General features: G+C 44.1%; 8 protein-coding genes. 7 read left to right on the top strand and 1 reads right to left on the bottom strand.

Translation table 11 applies throughout. The annotated features are described in order from the left end of the window. Positions 1–803: 803 nt before the first annotated feature. Positions 804–1643: a glycosyltransferase family 2 protein gene (locus AABW11_RS17175; protein ID WP_340106374.1), complete on the bottom strand. Its 840-nt coding sequence runs from the start codon at positions 1641–1643 to the stop codon at positions 804–806. A 1301-nt stretch (positions 1644–2944) separates the two neighbouring features. Here AABW11_RS17175 and AABW11_RS17170 point away from each other — a divergent pair. The 7 genes from AABW11_RS17170 (at position 2945) to AABW11_RS17145 (ending at position 17105) form a co-directional block, all read left to right on the top strand. Further along, positions 2945–4099, top strand: a complete 1155-nt coding sequence (locus tag AABW11_RS17170) for a glycosyltransferase family 4 protein (protein WP_340106373.1) — start codon at positions 2945–2947, stop codon at positions 4097–4099. 1486 nt (positions 4100–5585) lie between these two features. Beyond that, positions 5586–6473 (top strand): glycosyltransferase, encoded by an 888-nt coding sequence (locus AABW11_RS17165; protein ID WP_340106372.1) that lies wholly within the window; start codon positions 5586–5588, stop codon positions 6471–6473. Between the two features lie 904 nt (positions 6474–7377). After that, complete coding sequence (locus AABW11_RS17160) at positions 7378–9177, top strand: ABC transporter ATP-binding protein (protein ID WP_340106371.1); 1800 nt, start codon at positions 7378–7380, stop codon at positions 9175–9177. A gap of 2702 nt (positions 9178–11879) precedes the next feature. Then, positions 11880–12818, top strand: coding sequence for a hypothetical protein (locus AABW11_RS17155; protein ID WP_340106370.1), 939 nt, complete (start codon positions 11880–11882; stop codon positions 12816–12818). A 148-nt stretch (positions 12819–12966) separates the two neighbouring features. Further along, positions 12967–14655, top strand: a complete 1689-nt coding sequence (locus tag AABW11_RS17150; protein WP_340106369.1) for a PQQ-dependent sugar dehydrogenase — start codon at positions 12967–12969, stop codon at positions 14653–14655. A 565-nt stretch (positions 14656–15220) separates the two neighbouring features. Continuing rightward, positions 15221–15409 carry a transposase gene (locus tag AABW11_RS20210; RefSeq protein ID WP_445263795.1) on the top strand — a complete coding sequence of 63 codons (189 nt, stop codon included), beginning with the start codon at positions 15221–15223 and terminating at the stop codon, positions 15407–15409. Between the two features lie 985 nt (positions 15410–16394). Further along, positions 16395–17105 (top strand): sulfotransferase family 2 domain-containing protein, encoded by a 711-nt coding sequence (locus AABW11_RS17145; RefSeq protein WP_340106368.1) that lies wholly within the window; start codon positions 16395–16397, stop codon positions 17103–17105. Positions 17106–17166 lie beyond the last annotated feature (61 nt).

The following is a 17166-nucleotide window of genomic DNA, read 5'->3' as shown; positions in this document are numbered from 1 at the left end:
TTTTACTGCGAGTGTTGGCCAGGGGGGGTAAAAAGCGAGCATGACATATTTGAGCGCGGCAGATGCGAAATGCCTGTGATGGATTTCAGAGTTCGGAAGATGCCGCACCTACGGCGCTTCTTTTTTTAAGGCATCCTTATACCCCCCGGAAATGCTGCGCATTCCCGGGGGGCTACGGACATGCCGCCCCGAAACGGGGCTGGTTTATCCCCATGAAAAGGTGCACGCCACTCATTTTATATACGATCTGATGGTTTATAAAATAGTGACCGAAGAATGACCAGCGAATCCAATGGCTGTATATGAAAAGTTATGACATGGACTCTTTCTGTCACGTTTGAATGAAACGTATTCTGTAGCCAAACCATCGCCATATTGCGGAGCCTGGGTTAATCTTTGATCTCTTGAGAGATATTGAATTTGAGCGGGACTATCTGTTTTGATTTTAAGTTTGATATTGAATACAGAGTTCAATTTATGCCGCACCTATGGCGCTTCTTTTTAATGAGGCGTCATTACACCCCCGGAAATGCTGCGCATTCCCGGGAAGCTACAGATATGCCGTCCCGAAACGGGGCTGGTTTATCCCCATGAAAAGGTGCACGCCACTCATTTTATATACGATCTGATGTCTTATAAAATAGTGACCGAAGAATGACCGGCGAAACCAATGGCTGTATATAAAAAGTTTTGAAATAGACTGTTTCCGTCACGTTTAAATGAAACGTATTCTGTAGCCAAACCATCGCCATATTGCGGAACTTGAGATAAGCGTCAAAAAAATAAGGGCAATTTTAGTAGCGCTAATTTTTCCTGAAATTTCTCAGGGTTCTGTAGGGCATCAGAATAAGGTTTCCGATTTTCAGGGAAGCGGAAGATTTGTATGTGTTGAGCGAATTTCTGAATTCGTTCAGTACAAGCTCTTTATTGTAAAGCACTTCCACTACGTACTCCTGAAACACTTTCTTATGTTTTTTTGCCATGTATTTTATGATGTCCGGACTGATTTTTAAATGCTGATCATAGTTGGACCCCTCCAATAACCGGTAGTAAAACAGATATTCAGGTATCGATTCTACTCTCCACCCGCACTTGGTAACACCGATAAAAAAGTCCCAATCTTCATAACCGGGTATCTCTTCATCGTAGCCTCCTGCATCCAGCCAGCAACTGTGCCTGAAAAGAAGGGATGCACTTGCATGGTTTCGGATGATAAAATCTTCGATTCCTCCCCCTTCCAGCCGGGCGTATGAAGTCTCTGTTTCACTGAACCGCTTGACCCAGGAGGTAACCATTCCTGCCTTTGGATTTTGATTCAGGATAGCGACCGCTTTTTCCAGAAAGGAGGGCGCAAACCTGTCGTCTGAATCGAGGGTCAGAATGTAGTTGCCGGAGCTTTTTTCTATTCCGTAATTTCTTGCTGAAGATGCTCCGCCATTTTTTTTTCTGTAGACGGTGGTTTTAGGTTTCTGAAGATTCTTCAAAAGGGCCAGCGTTGTTGCATTATCCGATCCGTCATCTACTACAATTATTTCAAAGTCCCGGTACGTTTGAGATAAAATACTGTCAATGGCCTCTTCAAGAAACTCTCCGTGGTTGTAGCACGGTATAATAACGCTGACCAAACCTTCCTTACGTACCATAACAAAATCCGTTTTCTTCAGGTTAAAAATAAATACATCTGCTTCATCTCAGAACAGAAGATGGGGTGGATGCAATGCTCTGTGAAATAATTTCACTAAAATGGAACTCTCTATTGTCACTAACCAGGCAGTGAGCCCGCAGAAACAGTGTGCAGACAGGCAGCATCACTAAGCACTTTTTAAGCGGTTGGACAAATCTAATAAACTAAGTTGTTAATATTAAGAATATTGGATCTATCTAATCGAATAAAGGCTCTATGTTGATCGGTGTGAATGAAAATAAATATCCTTTTATTCTTGTAAAATACAATCCCAATCTACACTGGTATTTTGAAGTCAACAATACGACCCTGCCCCGAAGGATGGCTTGGCCAAAAGGGGCATAGAACACAGCCTGGGGGCACCGCCCCAGGTAAACGGGCACGTCTTGAAAAACCATCGGCCCTTCATCTAATTACAGCATATATCCCATTCCGATGGTTGTTATTCAGGCCGTATCAACGCCCTACTGCCACTAATCGATTTACGATCACCACCCCTCGAGAAGGTATGTAGCGTTGATGACATCTGTTGCCTCGGGGAATGATTGACCCGAATCTCCAACCTGGGGCGATGCCCCAGGCTGAAATATTTGACCCTTTCAGGGTCTGGTTCAAAAGCTGATATCAGGAGTATCTATCTCATTTAAACCTTACAAAATTATTGACAAGAAAATAGCCTTCAACTATAACTCGTAATAAAATTCCACCCCATACCCACACCGATCAACATAGAGCCCGAATAAATTTGATTCATCGAAACGTCTGATTGGTTCTTATTTTAAAATGTATGTTTTTTCCGCAATCAAAGCAGTATGAAAACCGGCTAAAATTTTAAATAAACGGTTAAAAATTGGATATGTTTAACTGTAAAGGATCAATCTATTTTTTTATAATGAAACAGGATTAGTACGGGTGATGTGAAAACCAAAAATATTCATCAGAGTATTTAATCCTGCTATCTCACATTGAGCTTATTGAAAACCGTGAAAATGGTTTTTCGTTCGGAGGGTATAATCGGCAGGTAAGGGTTCAGTTGAATAACAGAGTGTTCCAGAGCACTCTTGGCGAGGATATCCCCATATTATTAAATTAATAATTTCAGCTTTGTTTACCGGACAGATAAAATGGCTTGATCTGAAGTTTGTCGCCCATCGGGCTTTCTGCCGACATATTGCCGTCTTCCTGCTGAGTTCCGCGTGGATTCGGCATTGGTGAGAAAACGGGGTTAACATGGATTTCTCAAATTAAAACAATTGTACAATGGGCCTGCCAGAAGAGACTGTAATTGTCTATAATGATATCCTTTTCCTCTTAAGCCAGACATTTATGTATGAGCAGGTGAAGGTTCTGGCAAAACACTGTAATGTCCACCTGATGGCGAAAAAATTTGAGAATCCGCACAAGTTCAATGCAGATAGCTTTGAAAGAACAAAAATTGATCAGCCACACCTTTTCGCGGATAAGGTGGTTTCCAAACTGGCGAGGAAATACTATGATACGAACCTCTATTTCAATACCCGCACCCTGTTTGAACTGAGGTCGCTACTTAAAAAGAAGAACATTAAAGCCATTCATGCTCATTTCGGGCCCAGGGCTTTAGAGATTCTGGGAATTGCAAAAAAACACAATATCCCCCTGGTGGTTACTTTTCATGGTTATGATGCATCCACTTTGCTCAGAGATAAAGAGTACAGAGAGAAATTGCCGGCTCTTTTTGACTATGCCTCGAAGATTATTGTGGTTAGCAGGCACATGATCGATACCCTGAATCTGGATGAGTGGCTGAATAAAGTGCATGTCATCCCCTGTTCCGTGGATTCAAACAAATTTAGCTCTGACGGGACCGGGCCGGAATCAGGTAAGGTCAGCATACTTCATGCAGGAAGAATAGCGGCAAAGAAAGGTGTGCCGGACCTGATCAGGGTATTTAAAAAGCTGTCACTGGAATACCCTGATATTGAGCTTCACATAGCCGGTGACGGCAAGCAGTTTGCACAGTGCCGGGAACTTGTGAAGGAGTATTCCCTCGAAGACAGGATTCATATGTATGGAGCGGTTTCTCATGAAAAAGTTAAGGAACTGATAAGTAAATCAGATATTTTTGTTTTAAACAGCCGGGTTGCTGAGAGCGGCGATATGGAGGGTACTCCCGTAACAATTCTTGAAGCGATGAGTATGGAAAAAGCCGTAGTGTCGACACGCCACGCCGGCATTCCCCACGTGATCGATCATGGTAAAAATGGATTGCTTGCAGAGGAAAAAGACAATGAAGACCTGCGAATAAATTTGAAGAGAGCAATTGAGAGTGAAGAGTTAAGATTGGCGCTGGGTAAAGCTGCCAGAAAGACCATCGTTGAATCGTTTTCATCCAAAAAAATGGAAGAGAGAATACATCAGGTTTTTGAAGATGTTTGACGGAACTTAATTAAATTTCGGCCTTTTAGAATTTGTTTGGCTCTATATTGATTTGTGTGGGTTGTTTAATAAATCAATTAAAAATGTGTTGGGGCTTTTCACCTAACCGGCCTCCGATTTGAGCAGGTGGTGTCTGCACATTTTAACACGCATGCGATGGGTGTAAAAACATATCGCTACGCGTTCAAAAAATGAGCGGCCGAATATAATTTACAAGGACAAAGCGATGCGGACCTTCGTTTTTACATCGCAAAGTGTTCAAATGTGCCCACCGGAGCAAATCTTTAGCCGGTGGGTTTCCCCGAAGGGATGCCTTGGGCATGGATACTTTTGACCGTTCAAAAGTATCAGGAAAACACGAAAAGCTTATGATTTGATTGCTTGAAATTGATCATTGATTAAATCCAATGTCTGAGATGATACGTTTGGTGATGTAATGTATCCTATGAATTATATCAGAGTTTTAACTAACGCACCCAGATCGACAAAGAGTTCTGTTCATTTTGCCTTGATGCAAAACGAACCTCCCGACAGCTGTCGGGAGGCGCGGTCACATAAGCTCTGCTACCTTTTATCAATGGTCCGCAACGCGTATTGCTTGTTAACCGGTTCCCCGCCGCTCATCTTTTGAACGCGAAGCGATATGATAAAAGGTCCCCGCAGATCTTACGGTTCCCTTGACCGCCAATTCTTTCAAGGCCGAAGGTGTCCTGGACTAATATGGTGCATTTTTCAATTATTTTTTTAGCTCTACTCTATTGTGATTAGATCATAAAAATGAATTACCCACACCGATCAACATAGACCCATTTGTTTTAAAGGGAACATGGTGGGTGAGTATCATAATCGTATTGGTATAGTTCCCTATACAGACCCAATTCATATAATAAGCCATTCAGCCCGTTAAATCGGTGATTAAAGTTGTATGGTAATGCGAGACGTGTTGCTTTTACAGGGACCGCAGAATAATCACAATTCGGCTGTGGGGTAGGGTAGCGTGACGATTAAGTCGATATTAAAAATTTATAGCGACATTCGCCCCGCCCACTCGCTAATCAATGAACTCATGAAGCTATTTAACATGGGCTGAAACAATCGTTCAGGAATTTTGCTCCTCCCCGCAAAGTTTTCGGTAGAACCTTATAGTCGAGTAGCCTTGGGGTGAAATTCTCCTTGGCTATTCGAATTATAAATTATTCCTTTAGTCGGGAGCGCGCATTCGTCATTCTATTCGCATTTACAGGTAGCTGTGCAAGTTGTCATCGGCTGATATGAAATCAGATTTCCGTTCCCAACAAAAATATGCGTACGTAAAATATGCAACTAATGATTTATTATATGTAACAGAAATAGTGTAAGTAAAGCTGATTTTACTCTTGACTAATTAGGCGAAAAATCTTAAATAGACTTGTAAAGAGACGTGTACTCAAAGTCGATTAAAGAATGATTGAAAGAAAAAACCTGGGTGAGAAAACCACAAATAGCTATGGACAATAAATTGAAATTCAGTGTAATTGTACCGGTTTACAATAACTGGGATCAGCTTCAGTTTTGTATTGATGCTTTAGCCAAACAGAGTTACAACAAAGATTCCTTCGAGATCATTGTAGTGGATAACGGTTCTGATAAACAACTGCCTGACGATTTTAGCTACCCTGCAAATATGAGAATTGAATATGAACCGGAACCCGGGTCCTATACAGCCAGAAACCACGGGGCAAAGGATGCAGCTGGAAATTATCTTGCATTTACTGACTCAGACTGCATACCGGATGAGAACTGGCTGAAAAATGCATCCGATTTATTTGAATCAAATGAATGCGACAGCATTGGCGGTGAAATTAAAGTTTTCCGTCCTGAGGATGGCCGAAAGCATGCATATATCTATGATAAGTACCACGCTTTTAAGCAGAAAACCTGGGTGCCGGAGGGAAAAAGCTGCACGGCAAATCACTTTGTAAAGAGAGACGTTTTCGAGTCTGTGAACGGATTCGATACCTCCCTGAAATCCGGTGGAGACTGGGAATTTTCCCAGCGATGCGTGAAACTGGGTTATTCAATGAAGTATGGGGCAGATGTGGTAGTGAGGCATCCTGCACGAAAAAATCTGCGGGCAGTTTTAAAAAAGCACTATAGACATATTTGCTGGAATTCTATCATTATCAGAAGGAAATTCAAATGTAGTCAGGTAAGATTCTTGTTGAGCTCATTGAAGGGAAGCCTGAGTAGGTTTTTCAGATCGAAATCCTACGCCAAAAATGCATATGACAGGGCAGTTGTTTTCTACGTCGATTTTATAAAAATGACAATTCAGTTTTTCGTGAACGGTCTGATACTTATGAATGTAATAGATCCCCAAAAAGTACGGGAATAAAAGGCAAGCTTATTATTCAGACCCGAAAAACTATTTCAATCAGAATATTTCCGACTGTTCGTGCTTTGCTCGCGATATGATCAGTAATCAGAGAATCCTGCTAAAATTATTTACTTCCATTACATCACCTTTTCTTAAAAACGTATCGATATCAATAAAAAATTCGTGATATCGGCCACTCTCTGTTAGGGGATTCCTACTTTGGGAGAAGTCTCGAAAGCCCGAAAATCACGAAGGGTATTTCATTGATAAATTAAACTTCGTGCAGCTCTAGGTCCTTGTGGTTTCGTAGTAAAAAAGAACTGAATCATTAACCGGATTAGGAATTTTTTCTCACCCTCTATCACATGAGCCTGTCCCGAAGCACCGTTAAGGGATTATGAGTGGCTATAGTATTTTCGCCAGGGTTGTGTAAATATCTCAAAACCTCTCGAAGGCATACTTTTAGGGAAAGGGATGGGTGTTTTTGGTGTATTTAGAAGATGACAAAAAACTGAACTCAGGTTTGCATGTGTTCTGATTATGACATAGGTCAGGAAGGCTGAAATTATATTTCGAGGCCCATGAAAACGGAATGACAGTCGAAACCGCGTCCGGTAATTGATGATAAACAGTGTTTTGACCGGGTAGGTGCTTTGTGGATAGTCTGCAATTTAACCAGGTCCAGGGCTTAACGATACAGAATTATAAGATAACTAATAAGAATACACTCAGTATGAAGCGTATTAGAAAGAAATAAATAAATAAGAAATAGATAAATATGTATTTTGAGGATTAGTTATTTTGCAGTCACGACTCAGGCCATGCAGCAATCTGAATTATAACTCTTTTTAGAGAATCCTGTTTTTGGGCTGTAAAGTAATCCGGTAAAAATAAAATGATCAATTTATAAAGAGGTTAGCACTTGTCTGTTTTCTCTGCAATATCCTACTACTTTTCAGTCTACAAAAAATTCATCGGAAGGAGAGTATACATCGTGTTCCTTTTGACGATAGCCGTGGCATTTGCCGAAGGTTTCGGAATCACGCTGCTTCTGCCGTTGATTGAAGCGGCGGATGTAGGAAGTAGCGGCGGGCAGATGAGCCGGCCGACCGAAATCCTGCTTTCATTCCTGGAGGTCATTGGAATCGGGGATTCGATGGTGGGTATATTGCTGTTTATCGGTGCTGTATTTGTAGCAAAAGGCGCGCTGAAGTTTTCTGAAGGGGGGTATCTGAGCTACCTGAAATCAAGGCTTATGATAGAGATAAAGGGAAGAATGTTTGAAGCCTATACCACTATGGACTACAGTTATTACAGTGAAAATAATACCGGCCACTTCATCAATATCATCAATTCTCAGATCTCGAAATTTATTAGGTCTTTTGGTACATTCAAGAATTTCCTTTCAAAAATCATCATGGCAACCGCCTATTTTGCCGTGGCATTTTTGCTGGCATGGCAGTTTGCACTCATGGCTGTGGGTATTGGAGTCATTATACTCTTTCTGTTTAAATGGCTGAACGAATTTGTAAGAGACCTGTCAAGAAAAGCAGCATCAGAAGAGAGTAACCTGAACAAGTTCCTGGTTCAGTCAATACAGGCTTTTAAGTATTTGGTTTCAACTGCTCAAATGAACTATCTGAAAAGTGGTGTCTTTGGAAGTATTAAGAAACTTGCCAGCTATAAACTAAAAAGAGGTTTGGCAGCGGCTTTTACAAGGTCTATAAGTGAGCCGGTATCCGTACTCTTTTTGCTGATGATTATTATCATTCAAGTGTCAGTATTCGATGCACCGATTGCACCTATTTTTGTGGCTTTGCTACTATTTTACAGGGGAATGGGCCAGGTGATTACCATTCAGTCGACCTGGCAGTCTACCCTGGATAATATCGGTTCCCTGGAGATGGTCATTGATGAATTCAACACGGTTACATCTGTTCAGGAGCCGGAAGGGAATGTTGAAGTTCCTCACTTTTCAAAAAAGATAGAGTTCAAAAATGTCTCCTTCGCATATAATCAGGAGGATGGCAATGTATTGAGGCAGATCAGCCTGGAAATACCGGTCAATAAGACAGTGGCATTTGTCGGTGAATCAGGTGCGGGAAAGTCTACGCTGATAGATATGATCACGCTCATGCTGCGCCCCACTTCCGGTGAAATTTTTGTAGATGGCACCGCCGGTTCGGACATCAAGCGCAGGTCTTGGCGTTCCCAACTTGGGTATGTCTCCCAGGAAACAGTGGTATTTGATGACACGGTTGCCAATAATATCAGCCTTTGGAAAGGAGACTACGAGAATGATGAAGACGTTCAGCAGAATGTGAGGGAAGCGGCTGAAAAAGCGTACGCCCTTGATTTCATTCAGGAGCTGCCGCAAGGATTCAATACTATCGTGGGTGACAGGGGGGTTCGTCTCTCAGGAGGCCAGCGTCAGCGCCTCTTTATCGCCAGGGAGCTCTATAAAAAACCAAATCTGCTCATACTTGATGAGGCAACCAGTGCACTGGACTCCGATTCCGAAAATTTCATCCAGGAAAGCATAGACAACCTGAAAGGATCGATGACGGTGGTAATTATCGCTCACCGGCTCTCCACCATTAAAAATTCGGATTATATCTATGTGCTCGACGAGGGCAGGGTAATAGAAGAAGGTTCTTACGATAACCTGACCCTGGTCACCAACGGCAGGTTTAAAGAGATGGTTGAGATGCAGAGCTTGTAGCGCGCGTTATTTTATGTAACCAACACGTTCCACCACAGGTCTTGATATCCGCCTCTACTCAAAATCATACCCTGTCATCTCAACCGAACCCCGACGTGTTTTTTAGAGGGTTGAGTGGAGCTCATCTTTTGAACGCGTAACTGGTGTTTTTCGGGGCGAAATCTCCATTTTATTGGGAGGAGATTTGAAAAGCCATTGTTCAAAATGGATCTAAGAACATGGAGATGTCTTCCCCAGGGGATGCCTGCGGCGCGATTCCGGTTCGAAAAGCACGAACCTCCACTAGCAGTGACAGATTCTGAACATGACGTTTACTCCCCATACTTTTGAACCGTCAAAAGTATGCAAAAACTCCCGGCTGTGATGGCTTCCGGGCATGGGTTGCACCGCGCGGTTACACTACGAGAATGCTCACTGTGTGAGCGCTCGTAGCGATTTCTCCCGCACTGTGATGCAACCCACGCTATTCCTCCACCCATCAAGGCCGGATACCTTTCTCCTAAACAATATTTCTTTAGCAATACTAGATCTTTTCTGTCACTTCTTAAATGGTGTTGCCCGGTTTTTGGGGCAAAATTAGGCGCTACCGATGACAGATTCTAAACATGACGTTTTCTACTCATACTTTCCCCGTGGGGACAAGTGGACCGTCACCCCGCAGGAGCGGGACTAAAAGAAGAAAGTATGCATGCCGAAGGCATCCCTACTTAGGGGAAAACTCTCGCCTGCCTACCGAAGCTTTAGCGCAGGTTGGGCTGTGGTGCACCATAGGCACAGGCAACCCATGCTAAACCTCCACTACCAGTGACAGATTGTAAAAAGTGATGTTTTTAGACTTAAATCGACGTTTTTATATTTTTGAGCACATGCCTTGTAATCTGCCAATGTACATCCGGTTACGCGCTTGTGCGAAACAACAAGCCCCTGGCAGGGGCGGCAGCTTAATAGCCCCGTACAAGCGCCGTGGTTCTTCGGCGCGCAGTGCGGGGTAAGAGAAAGCAGGCGTCGCAAGTCCCCGAGGCATTTGATTCTGCAGAAGAATTGAATTCAGTCGAAGGGGAGTTCAAATGATTAAAACTGGATGTAACATGAGCTGAAGGGGGGCTTTTGAAATTTAATTTTACTCGGAACATCGCACACTACCCTTCACCCGCAAAACGCATAGTACTTTCGGATCGAAAAACGCACCCTGTCACTTTTCAAATGGTGTTGCCCCGTTTTTGGGCAGGATTAGTTGCTACCAATGACAGATTGATAAAAGTGTTGTTATTGGGTTTTAATCACAGCTTATTGCCTTTACGAACACACCCCTAAATCCCCTCTCGAGAGGGGACTATAATCCTGTCACCTTTGAAATAGTGTTGCCCGCTTTTGGGCAAAATTAGCGGCTACCGATGACAGATTCTGAACACGACGTTTACTCCCCATACTTTTCCCGAGGGACAGGTGGACCGCCACCCCGCTAAAGCAGGACTAAAAGCAGAAAGTATGCATGCCGAAGGCATCACTATGTGGAAAACTCCCCGACAGAGGTGTTCTGTCGGGGCACGGGTTGCACCGCGCGGTTACACTATGAGAATGCTCACAAGGTGAGCGCTCATAGCGATTTCTCCTGTGCCTGCCCTCCGAAGCCTTGGCACAGTAAGGGCTGTGGTGCAATCCATGCTATCCCTCCACCCATCAAGGCCGGACATCTTAATCCTAAACAATATTTCTTGAGCAGGACTAGACCTTCTCTGTCGCTTCTTAAATGGTGTTGCCCGTTTTTAGGCTAAATTAGCGGCTCGACATGACATAGGCCCTTGGTGGCAATGGCATGGCGCGCATCGTCAATGAGAAAGGCCGGGGTGTTCAACTGCGTTGCGGGGAATGGTTCACTGCCATGCGGCGTTAGACAGCGTTTTGCAGGATTGGGATGCTGAAACGCCGCACGCATCCACCCCAGCGCCTTGTCATCTCGACTGCAGGCCGTGTTTTTCGGCCGGAATGGAGAGATCTCCATTCTCTGGGTGCTAATCTGAAACGTGCTTTACAAAACTCCTTCCAATAAAATGGAGATGTCTTCCCCAGTGGATGCCTGCGGCGCGATTCCGGTTCGACAAGCACTGAACCTGCACTCGACATGACAGAGCGAGGTCGTTTATATGCGCGGCGCGCATAAATAGTAAGTAGACCATGGCATCCGGCAGCGCCGCTGGAAATACTCTCAGCCATGCGGCGTAAGACAGCGTTCTGCATGGTTGGGATACTGAAACGCCGCACTTTCCTAAGAATGTCCCTGTCATCTTGAGCAAATGATCCGTCGGCTGACGGAGAGTGCGTCGAAAGATCTCCTTGTTCTGAGGACTACTTTAAACAGTGCTTTTTCATACCTGCCCATCACCCGGAAATGTCTCCATGCGCTCTCGTTGTTCGCTTAGTCCCAAAGGGGAAGGCGACATGACAGCTCATGGTCGTTTAGATGCTTAGCTTCACAGCGACAGATTAACCAGGGTTACTGGTTTGCGTAAAATTAAAAAACCGTAAACTGTTAAAATAATCCGCATTCAATTTTACTTTGGCTTCGAACTATAATAAAATAATGATCCGATAAGGTATTCTCTTTATCGGAACAAGTATTCGCCGATAAAAGGCACATGAATCGGCCGGAATCACATTTTTAAATTACGGGGCTCTTTTAGGTTGTGCGGACAAAAACTGACATGAAAAAATTTCTATACCTGGTTCACGGTGCAGATTATCTTGTTAAAAATTATACCTTTCTGGGTGAGAGGAGAGCGGCTGATGTTCTTCTCTCTACTTATAATAAGCCTGGAAAAGGTGCCTATTTCTTCCCTGATTCCACATGGGCTGAAGGCCGCAACCAGCTTCTCGAAAAAGCACTTGAACTGAATGAAGAATATGAGTACTACATATTTCTTGATGATGATATCAGTTTCCATAAAGGAAGCTATGAGCGGTTCGAAGATAGCCTGAATGAACTGAATCCGGCGGTGGCTGTACCGGTATTTATACCCAAAACGACACATTCGGTACTAGGATTTGGCATTTCATTCCACCACAAATTCTTTTTTCCGCTGAAACGTTACCAGGTGTGCCATTTAGCAGATGGCCAGTTTATGGCATTTCATAAAGATGTGATTAAAGACCGGATTCTTATGCCGCTGCAGAACCAGTTCGATGAGATCAGCTGGTGGTTTACCTCTTCAGCACAGCAGCTTTTGATGCATAACTTTTACGGTGATCATACCCTGCAGATGAATGATGTTATTATAAATAACGAATCGCACCGCGAATACACTAAAAATGACTACAAAGAGCAGAGGGCAGAGTGGTTTCAGTCTCAGTTTAGCGTTCCTGTAGAGAATCCAAGGCCCTGGGCGGTCAACCTGATGTCGCTGCAGGGGATTAAATATTTTTTTCTGAACTACAGGATCAGGGACCTGTGCAAGGTGGCACGCCAATTTTTCAATTCTGTTGCAGGGACGTTTCGCTACAAAAAGGCGGAGAGTTATCGTTTAATGAAAGAGGAGGTTCTGCAGAAACTGAAGCCGGATTCAGTTTTATTTAAACAGTACATGGCAGGTCGTCAACCTTATGAAACCTTTCAACAGGTACAAAAAAACAGCAGAACATCGTGAACTCAGGAAACTGCATTATGTACGTACACTCTGATTTTCATTCTCACATGCGGTCAGATTCAGGCCAAAAGAGTGAGGCTGCAGTGAGTATAGATCTCATAAATCGTATATTTGATGAGAATAAACCTGTAAAACCGGTGTTTGCATCATGAAGAGAGCTATCATCTACAGTATTCTTATCGTGACCCTTTTTGTATACGGATTCGCTGTAGGATATTACAAAATTTTCCCTTTTCAGCAGCTTTCATCAGTAAAGAATATGGTGGAACGGATGGGTTCAGCCGAAAAAGAGCCACCCTCGGTCGGATCTGTTGAGATCATGGACACCTTTCTCACGAAGCTCCTGGTTAAGAAAGTTCCACTGCGCGATTATGAAGGATATGGTGGTGGATTGACAAACAGCGGTAACATCCTCTACATCATTTCAAATAAGGGGCAGGTTCAGACCTACGATGTTAAACGGCACCGAAAAGTAGAGAACACCATCCTGCCGCTGCCAATGAAACTCGACGAGTTTATGCAGACCGGTATCTCTGACAGAAACAATTTCAGGATGATTTGGTACCGGGTAAACGGGGTATTTAGTGAGCAGCTGAGTGAGGATGAGCACCGGCTCTATCTCTCCCATATCTCATATGATGAGGACCAGGCGTGTATGACCCACAATGTGAGCCGGGGCCGCCTGCAGCTTTCCGGTGACCGGATTACTCAAGCGGTGGACTGGGAAACGATCTTTACGGCAGAGCCCTGTATTGACCCGGAGCCGGATCATGAGGTGTCGGGAGCTATGTGGGCGGGCCATATCTCGGGCGGAAAGATTGTGAATTACGACAATGAAAACCTCCTGGTAACGGTGGGCGACTACAACCGGAACGGAATTGACGGCTCCCAAGCGTATGCGATGGATAATTCCAATCCCTATGGGAAAACCATACTGCTGAATAAAACAACAGGCAGCTGGTCCGTCTTTACCCGCGGCAGCAGAAACCCGTCCGGTCTTTACAGAGACCGTAACGGAGAGTTCTGGGAGGTAGAAAACGGGCCTGCCGGCGGGGATGAGTTAAACCTGCTGAAGAAGGGACAAAACTACGGCTGGCCGCGTGTGTCATATGGCACATGGTATCTTCCGGAGATGAAACTTCCGGGAGATTATGAAACGGGCACTCATCCTGAATATGCGAAGCCAGTATTTTCGTGGGTCCCGTCCGTGGCACCCTCCGGTGTCCTGAGGATTGAGCACGATAGATTTCCCCGCTGGCAGAGTGATCTGCTGGTTGGAACCATGCGGGACCGAAGTCTTCAAAGGCTTCGGCTGGATGAATCAAACAGCGTTAAATACACTGAAGAAATAGAACTGGGGCACCGCGTCAGGGATATGGCCGTTCTGGAGAATGGAACCATCCTGCTGTTGACGGATGATGAGTACCTTATTGCAATTGATGATGGTGGCCTTATCTACGAAGACATTGGAACGGTTGAGCTGGCGAGAATGACTGAGCTCGAACGGTTCAACAACCTTATTTCCGAAAGCAGAGTGGAAGATAGACCGGTTCGCAGCGCAGCCGCAATCTTTGAACAAAACTGTTCTACCTGTCATAACATGGGCCGCTCCACGCTTATAGGCCCTCACCTGGCAAACCTGGAAGAAAGGGAAGTTGGAGGGCTTGGGGAATACACCTATTCGCAGGCTCTGGAATCGGATCAGCGGCAGTGGAACCGCCGTCTGCTCAGATCTTTCCTGGCGAACCCGGATGAGGAGTTTGCAGGGAGCAGCATGCCAAAGATAAACCTGACGGAGTCTGAAGTGGATAGCCTGGTTCAGTATTTACTGGAATAAACCCCGGTGCTGACCCACCCACTGTCGCGCCCCGGCGGGACTTGACAAAAAGGGAATGTATATAGCTTTAGTTATATTCGAATTGAGTTGTTTGCAGATTTTAGTAGGCTGTTGGCCGGTGTTCCACTGGAGCTATTTTTTTACAAAATCTGATAAATTACATCCGAGAATAATTACTTTTAACTGAGTTCGATTCCAATAATCACTAAAAGGGACTGAGGCTGTCTAATAAAGACGCGTCAACCCGCATCCCGAAGCATCGGGACGGGATCTCCATCCGTTGATTAGGGTAGGAGATACCACGCCGCGGCGTGGTATGGCAGAGTAAGCTGTTATAAAATATCGATAAATAGGCTATATGGTTTTGAATGGGTCAATAAAAAGAACCTATACTATTTGATTTATATTCAAAATAGTATCGTACATAAGCGGCGGTTACTGCTTATGGGATTTCATTTTGCCCAAAGTGGGCGCAGCGTCAATAACATAGTGCAGAGTACTATGGAAGAAGTACAAGTGCATAACAAAAGCCCTGAAAGGGCGTCGCCCAAACCGAAACTTTACCATGCCACAATCACTTTCTAAAGTTTACAATCATATCATATTCAGTACAAAGAATAGAAAAAATTTGATTGACAGCCAGATCGAAAATGATCTATATAATTATATAGGCGGAATCTGCAGAAATTTTGAGTGTAATCCCGTCCAGGTCGGAGGGCACAAAAATCAGATTCATCTGTTGTGTCTGCTTTGAAGAAAGATTGCTCAGTTGACATTAATTCAGCAAGTCAGGCAGGGGGCCTCTAAATGTATTAAAAAAATCAATGCAGGATATACTGGCTTCTATTGGTTCCGGTGTTTCGGGAGATATGGAATTTTCTCTGCATCCCCGGACCATTTTGATACCGTAATTGAATACATAAAAAATCAGCCCAAACATCATCAAAAGATGAGCATTAAAGAGGAGTATAGAAGATTTTTGAACCAATATGGGGTTGATCTTGATGAACGATATGTGTGGGATTGACCGGGATGGCTTTCGCCCGCGTTGGGGCTGCCGGATGAGGCTCTTTTCAAGTCATCGCGCGCTGCACGATGCTGGTGACCGGCGCTCCTTTGGAGCTGTTGAGTACAAAACAAGGTGAATTATATCATGGGTCAACTTTTTTTAAATAGATAAGATTTTCAGAGATACAGTCTGCTTTATATGAATGGATAATAAGATAATTGGGTAAAGGATGATTCTGCACGCATATGTACGTTGAGCAAACCATTTTTCGGATAACGCCGAACACAGACAAATTTCGCAGGGATGTACAGCGAGTTTTATTGAATTGATCTTAAAATATAGGTCAATTGGTTTTGAATCATATAGATAAGATCATTCAAGTTGCTTAGTGAGAATTGCAGGTTTAGGAGGAGTACAGAAGATTTTTGAACCAATATGGGGTTGATTTTGATGAACGATATGTGTGGGGTTGACCGGGATGGCTTTCGCCCGCGTTGGGGCTGCCGGATGAGCCGGATGAGGGTCTTTTCAAGTCATCGCGCGCTGCACGATGCTGTTGACCGGCGCTCCTTTGGAGCTGAATTGTATAGAATCTGAAAATTGTACCCCTGAATTACTTTAAAATTTCAATCATTATCGATTTTAGTATGTACTCATTAATGAAGTGTCTTCATCCGACAGTTGAGCGATAACACAGCACCAGTTTTTTTATAACACTAATATCCTCCGCATGAACCCGGCATACACAATAAAATACCTGGTACGGTCAGTTTATTACCAGTACTCTCATATGAGGCATCGTGACCATTTTCGCGAGTATCGTGAATCGGAGGGGGAATACTCACTCAGGGGTTTCGACAAACACCGCTGCATATTTATCCATATCCCGAAAACAGCCGGAATATCTGTAAACAAGGCACTGTTTGGAGATTATGGGGGAGGCCATAAAGACGTAACCTTCTACAAACGTGCATTTGGCCCGCTGACTTACCGAACCTATTTCACGTTTACCTTTGTCAGAAATCCCTACTCGAGGGTGCTGTCTGCGTACCTTTTTCTCAAAAAGGGTGGCTTTTATGAAAAGGATAAGAAATGGGCTGAGAAACATTTATCTCAGTACAGCAGCTTTGGTCAGTTTGTTGAGGAGTGGCTGAACGAAGAAACTATTCATACCTATAACCACTTTGTGCCGCAGCATAGCTTTGTCTGTGATATCGATCTGGTACCGGATGTGGATTTTATCGGCCGGTTTGAAAAGCTCGAAGAAGACTTTCAGTATATAGCAGGCCGCCTTCGCCTGGACGTGAAGCTGCCCGTGCTCAATAAAACCGGGAGCCGCCGCTGGGAAGACTACTATACCCCGGAACTGGCTGAAAAAGTGAGAGAAGTGTACAGGGAGGATTTTGAGGTGTTTGGGTACGATACGGAGGTGAATTTTTGAGAAGTTACCCCGTTATTTTAGGTGAATCCGATGCCTAATTGGTTGGGATCAAGCCCTTCGG

It is taken from the genome of Rhodohalobacter sp. 8-1 (assembly GCF_038150125.1).
Taxonomy (GTDB): domain Bacteria; phylum Bacteroidota; class Rhodothermia; order Balneolales; family Balneolaceae; genus SW132.
The sequence above is the reverse complement of the archived record's forward strand: the minus strand, read 5'-3'. Positions and strand labels throughout refer to the sequence as shown.

Coding starts and splice junctions, on each gene's coding strand:
- AABW11_RS17155 (WP_340106370.1), top strand. CDS start 11,880: ATGAAAAAATTTCTATACCTGGTTCACGGTGCAGATTATCTTGTTAAA.
- AABW11_RS17175 (WP_340106374.1), bottom strand. CDS start 1,643: ATGGTACGTAAGGAAGGTTTGGTCAGCGTTATTATACCGTGCTACAAC.
- AABW11_RS17150 (WP_340106369.1), top strand. CDS start 12,967: ATGAAGAGAGCTATCATCTACAGTATTCTTATCGTGACCCTTTTTGTA.
- AABW11_RS20210 (WP_445263795.1), top strand. CDS start 15,221: ATGCCACAATCACTTTCTAAAGTTTACAATCATATCATATTCAGTACA.
- AABW11_RS17165 (WP_340106372.1), top strand. CDS start 5,586: ATGGACAATAAATTGAAATTCAGTGTAATTGTACCGGTTTACAATAAC.
- AABW11_RS17170 (WP_340106373.1), top strand. CDS start 2,945: ATGGGCCTGCCAGAAGAGACTGTAATTGTCTATAATGATATCCTTTTC.
- AABW11_RS17145 (WP_340106368.1), top strand. CDS start 16,395: ATGAACCCGGCATACACAATAAAATACCTGGTACGGTCAGTTTATTAC.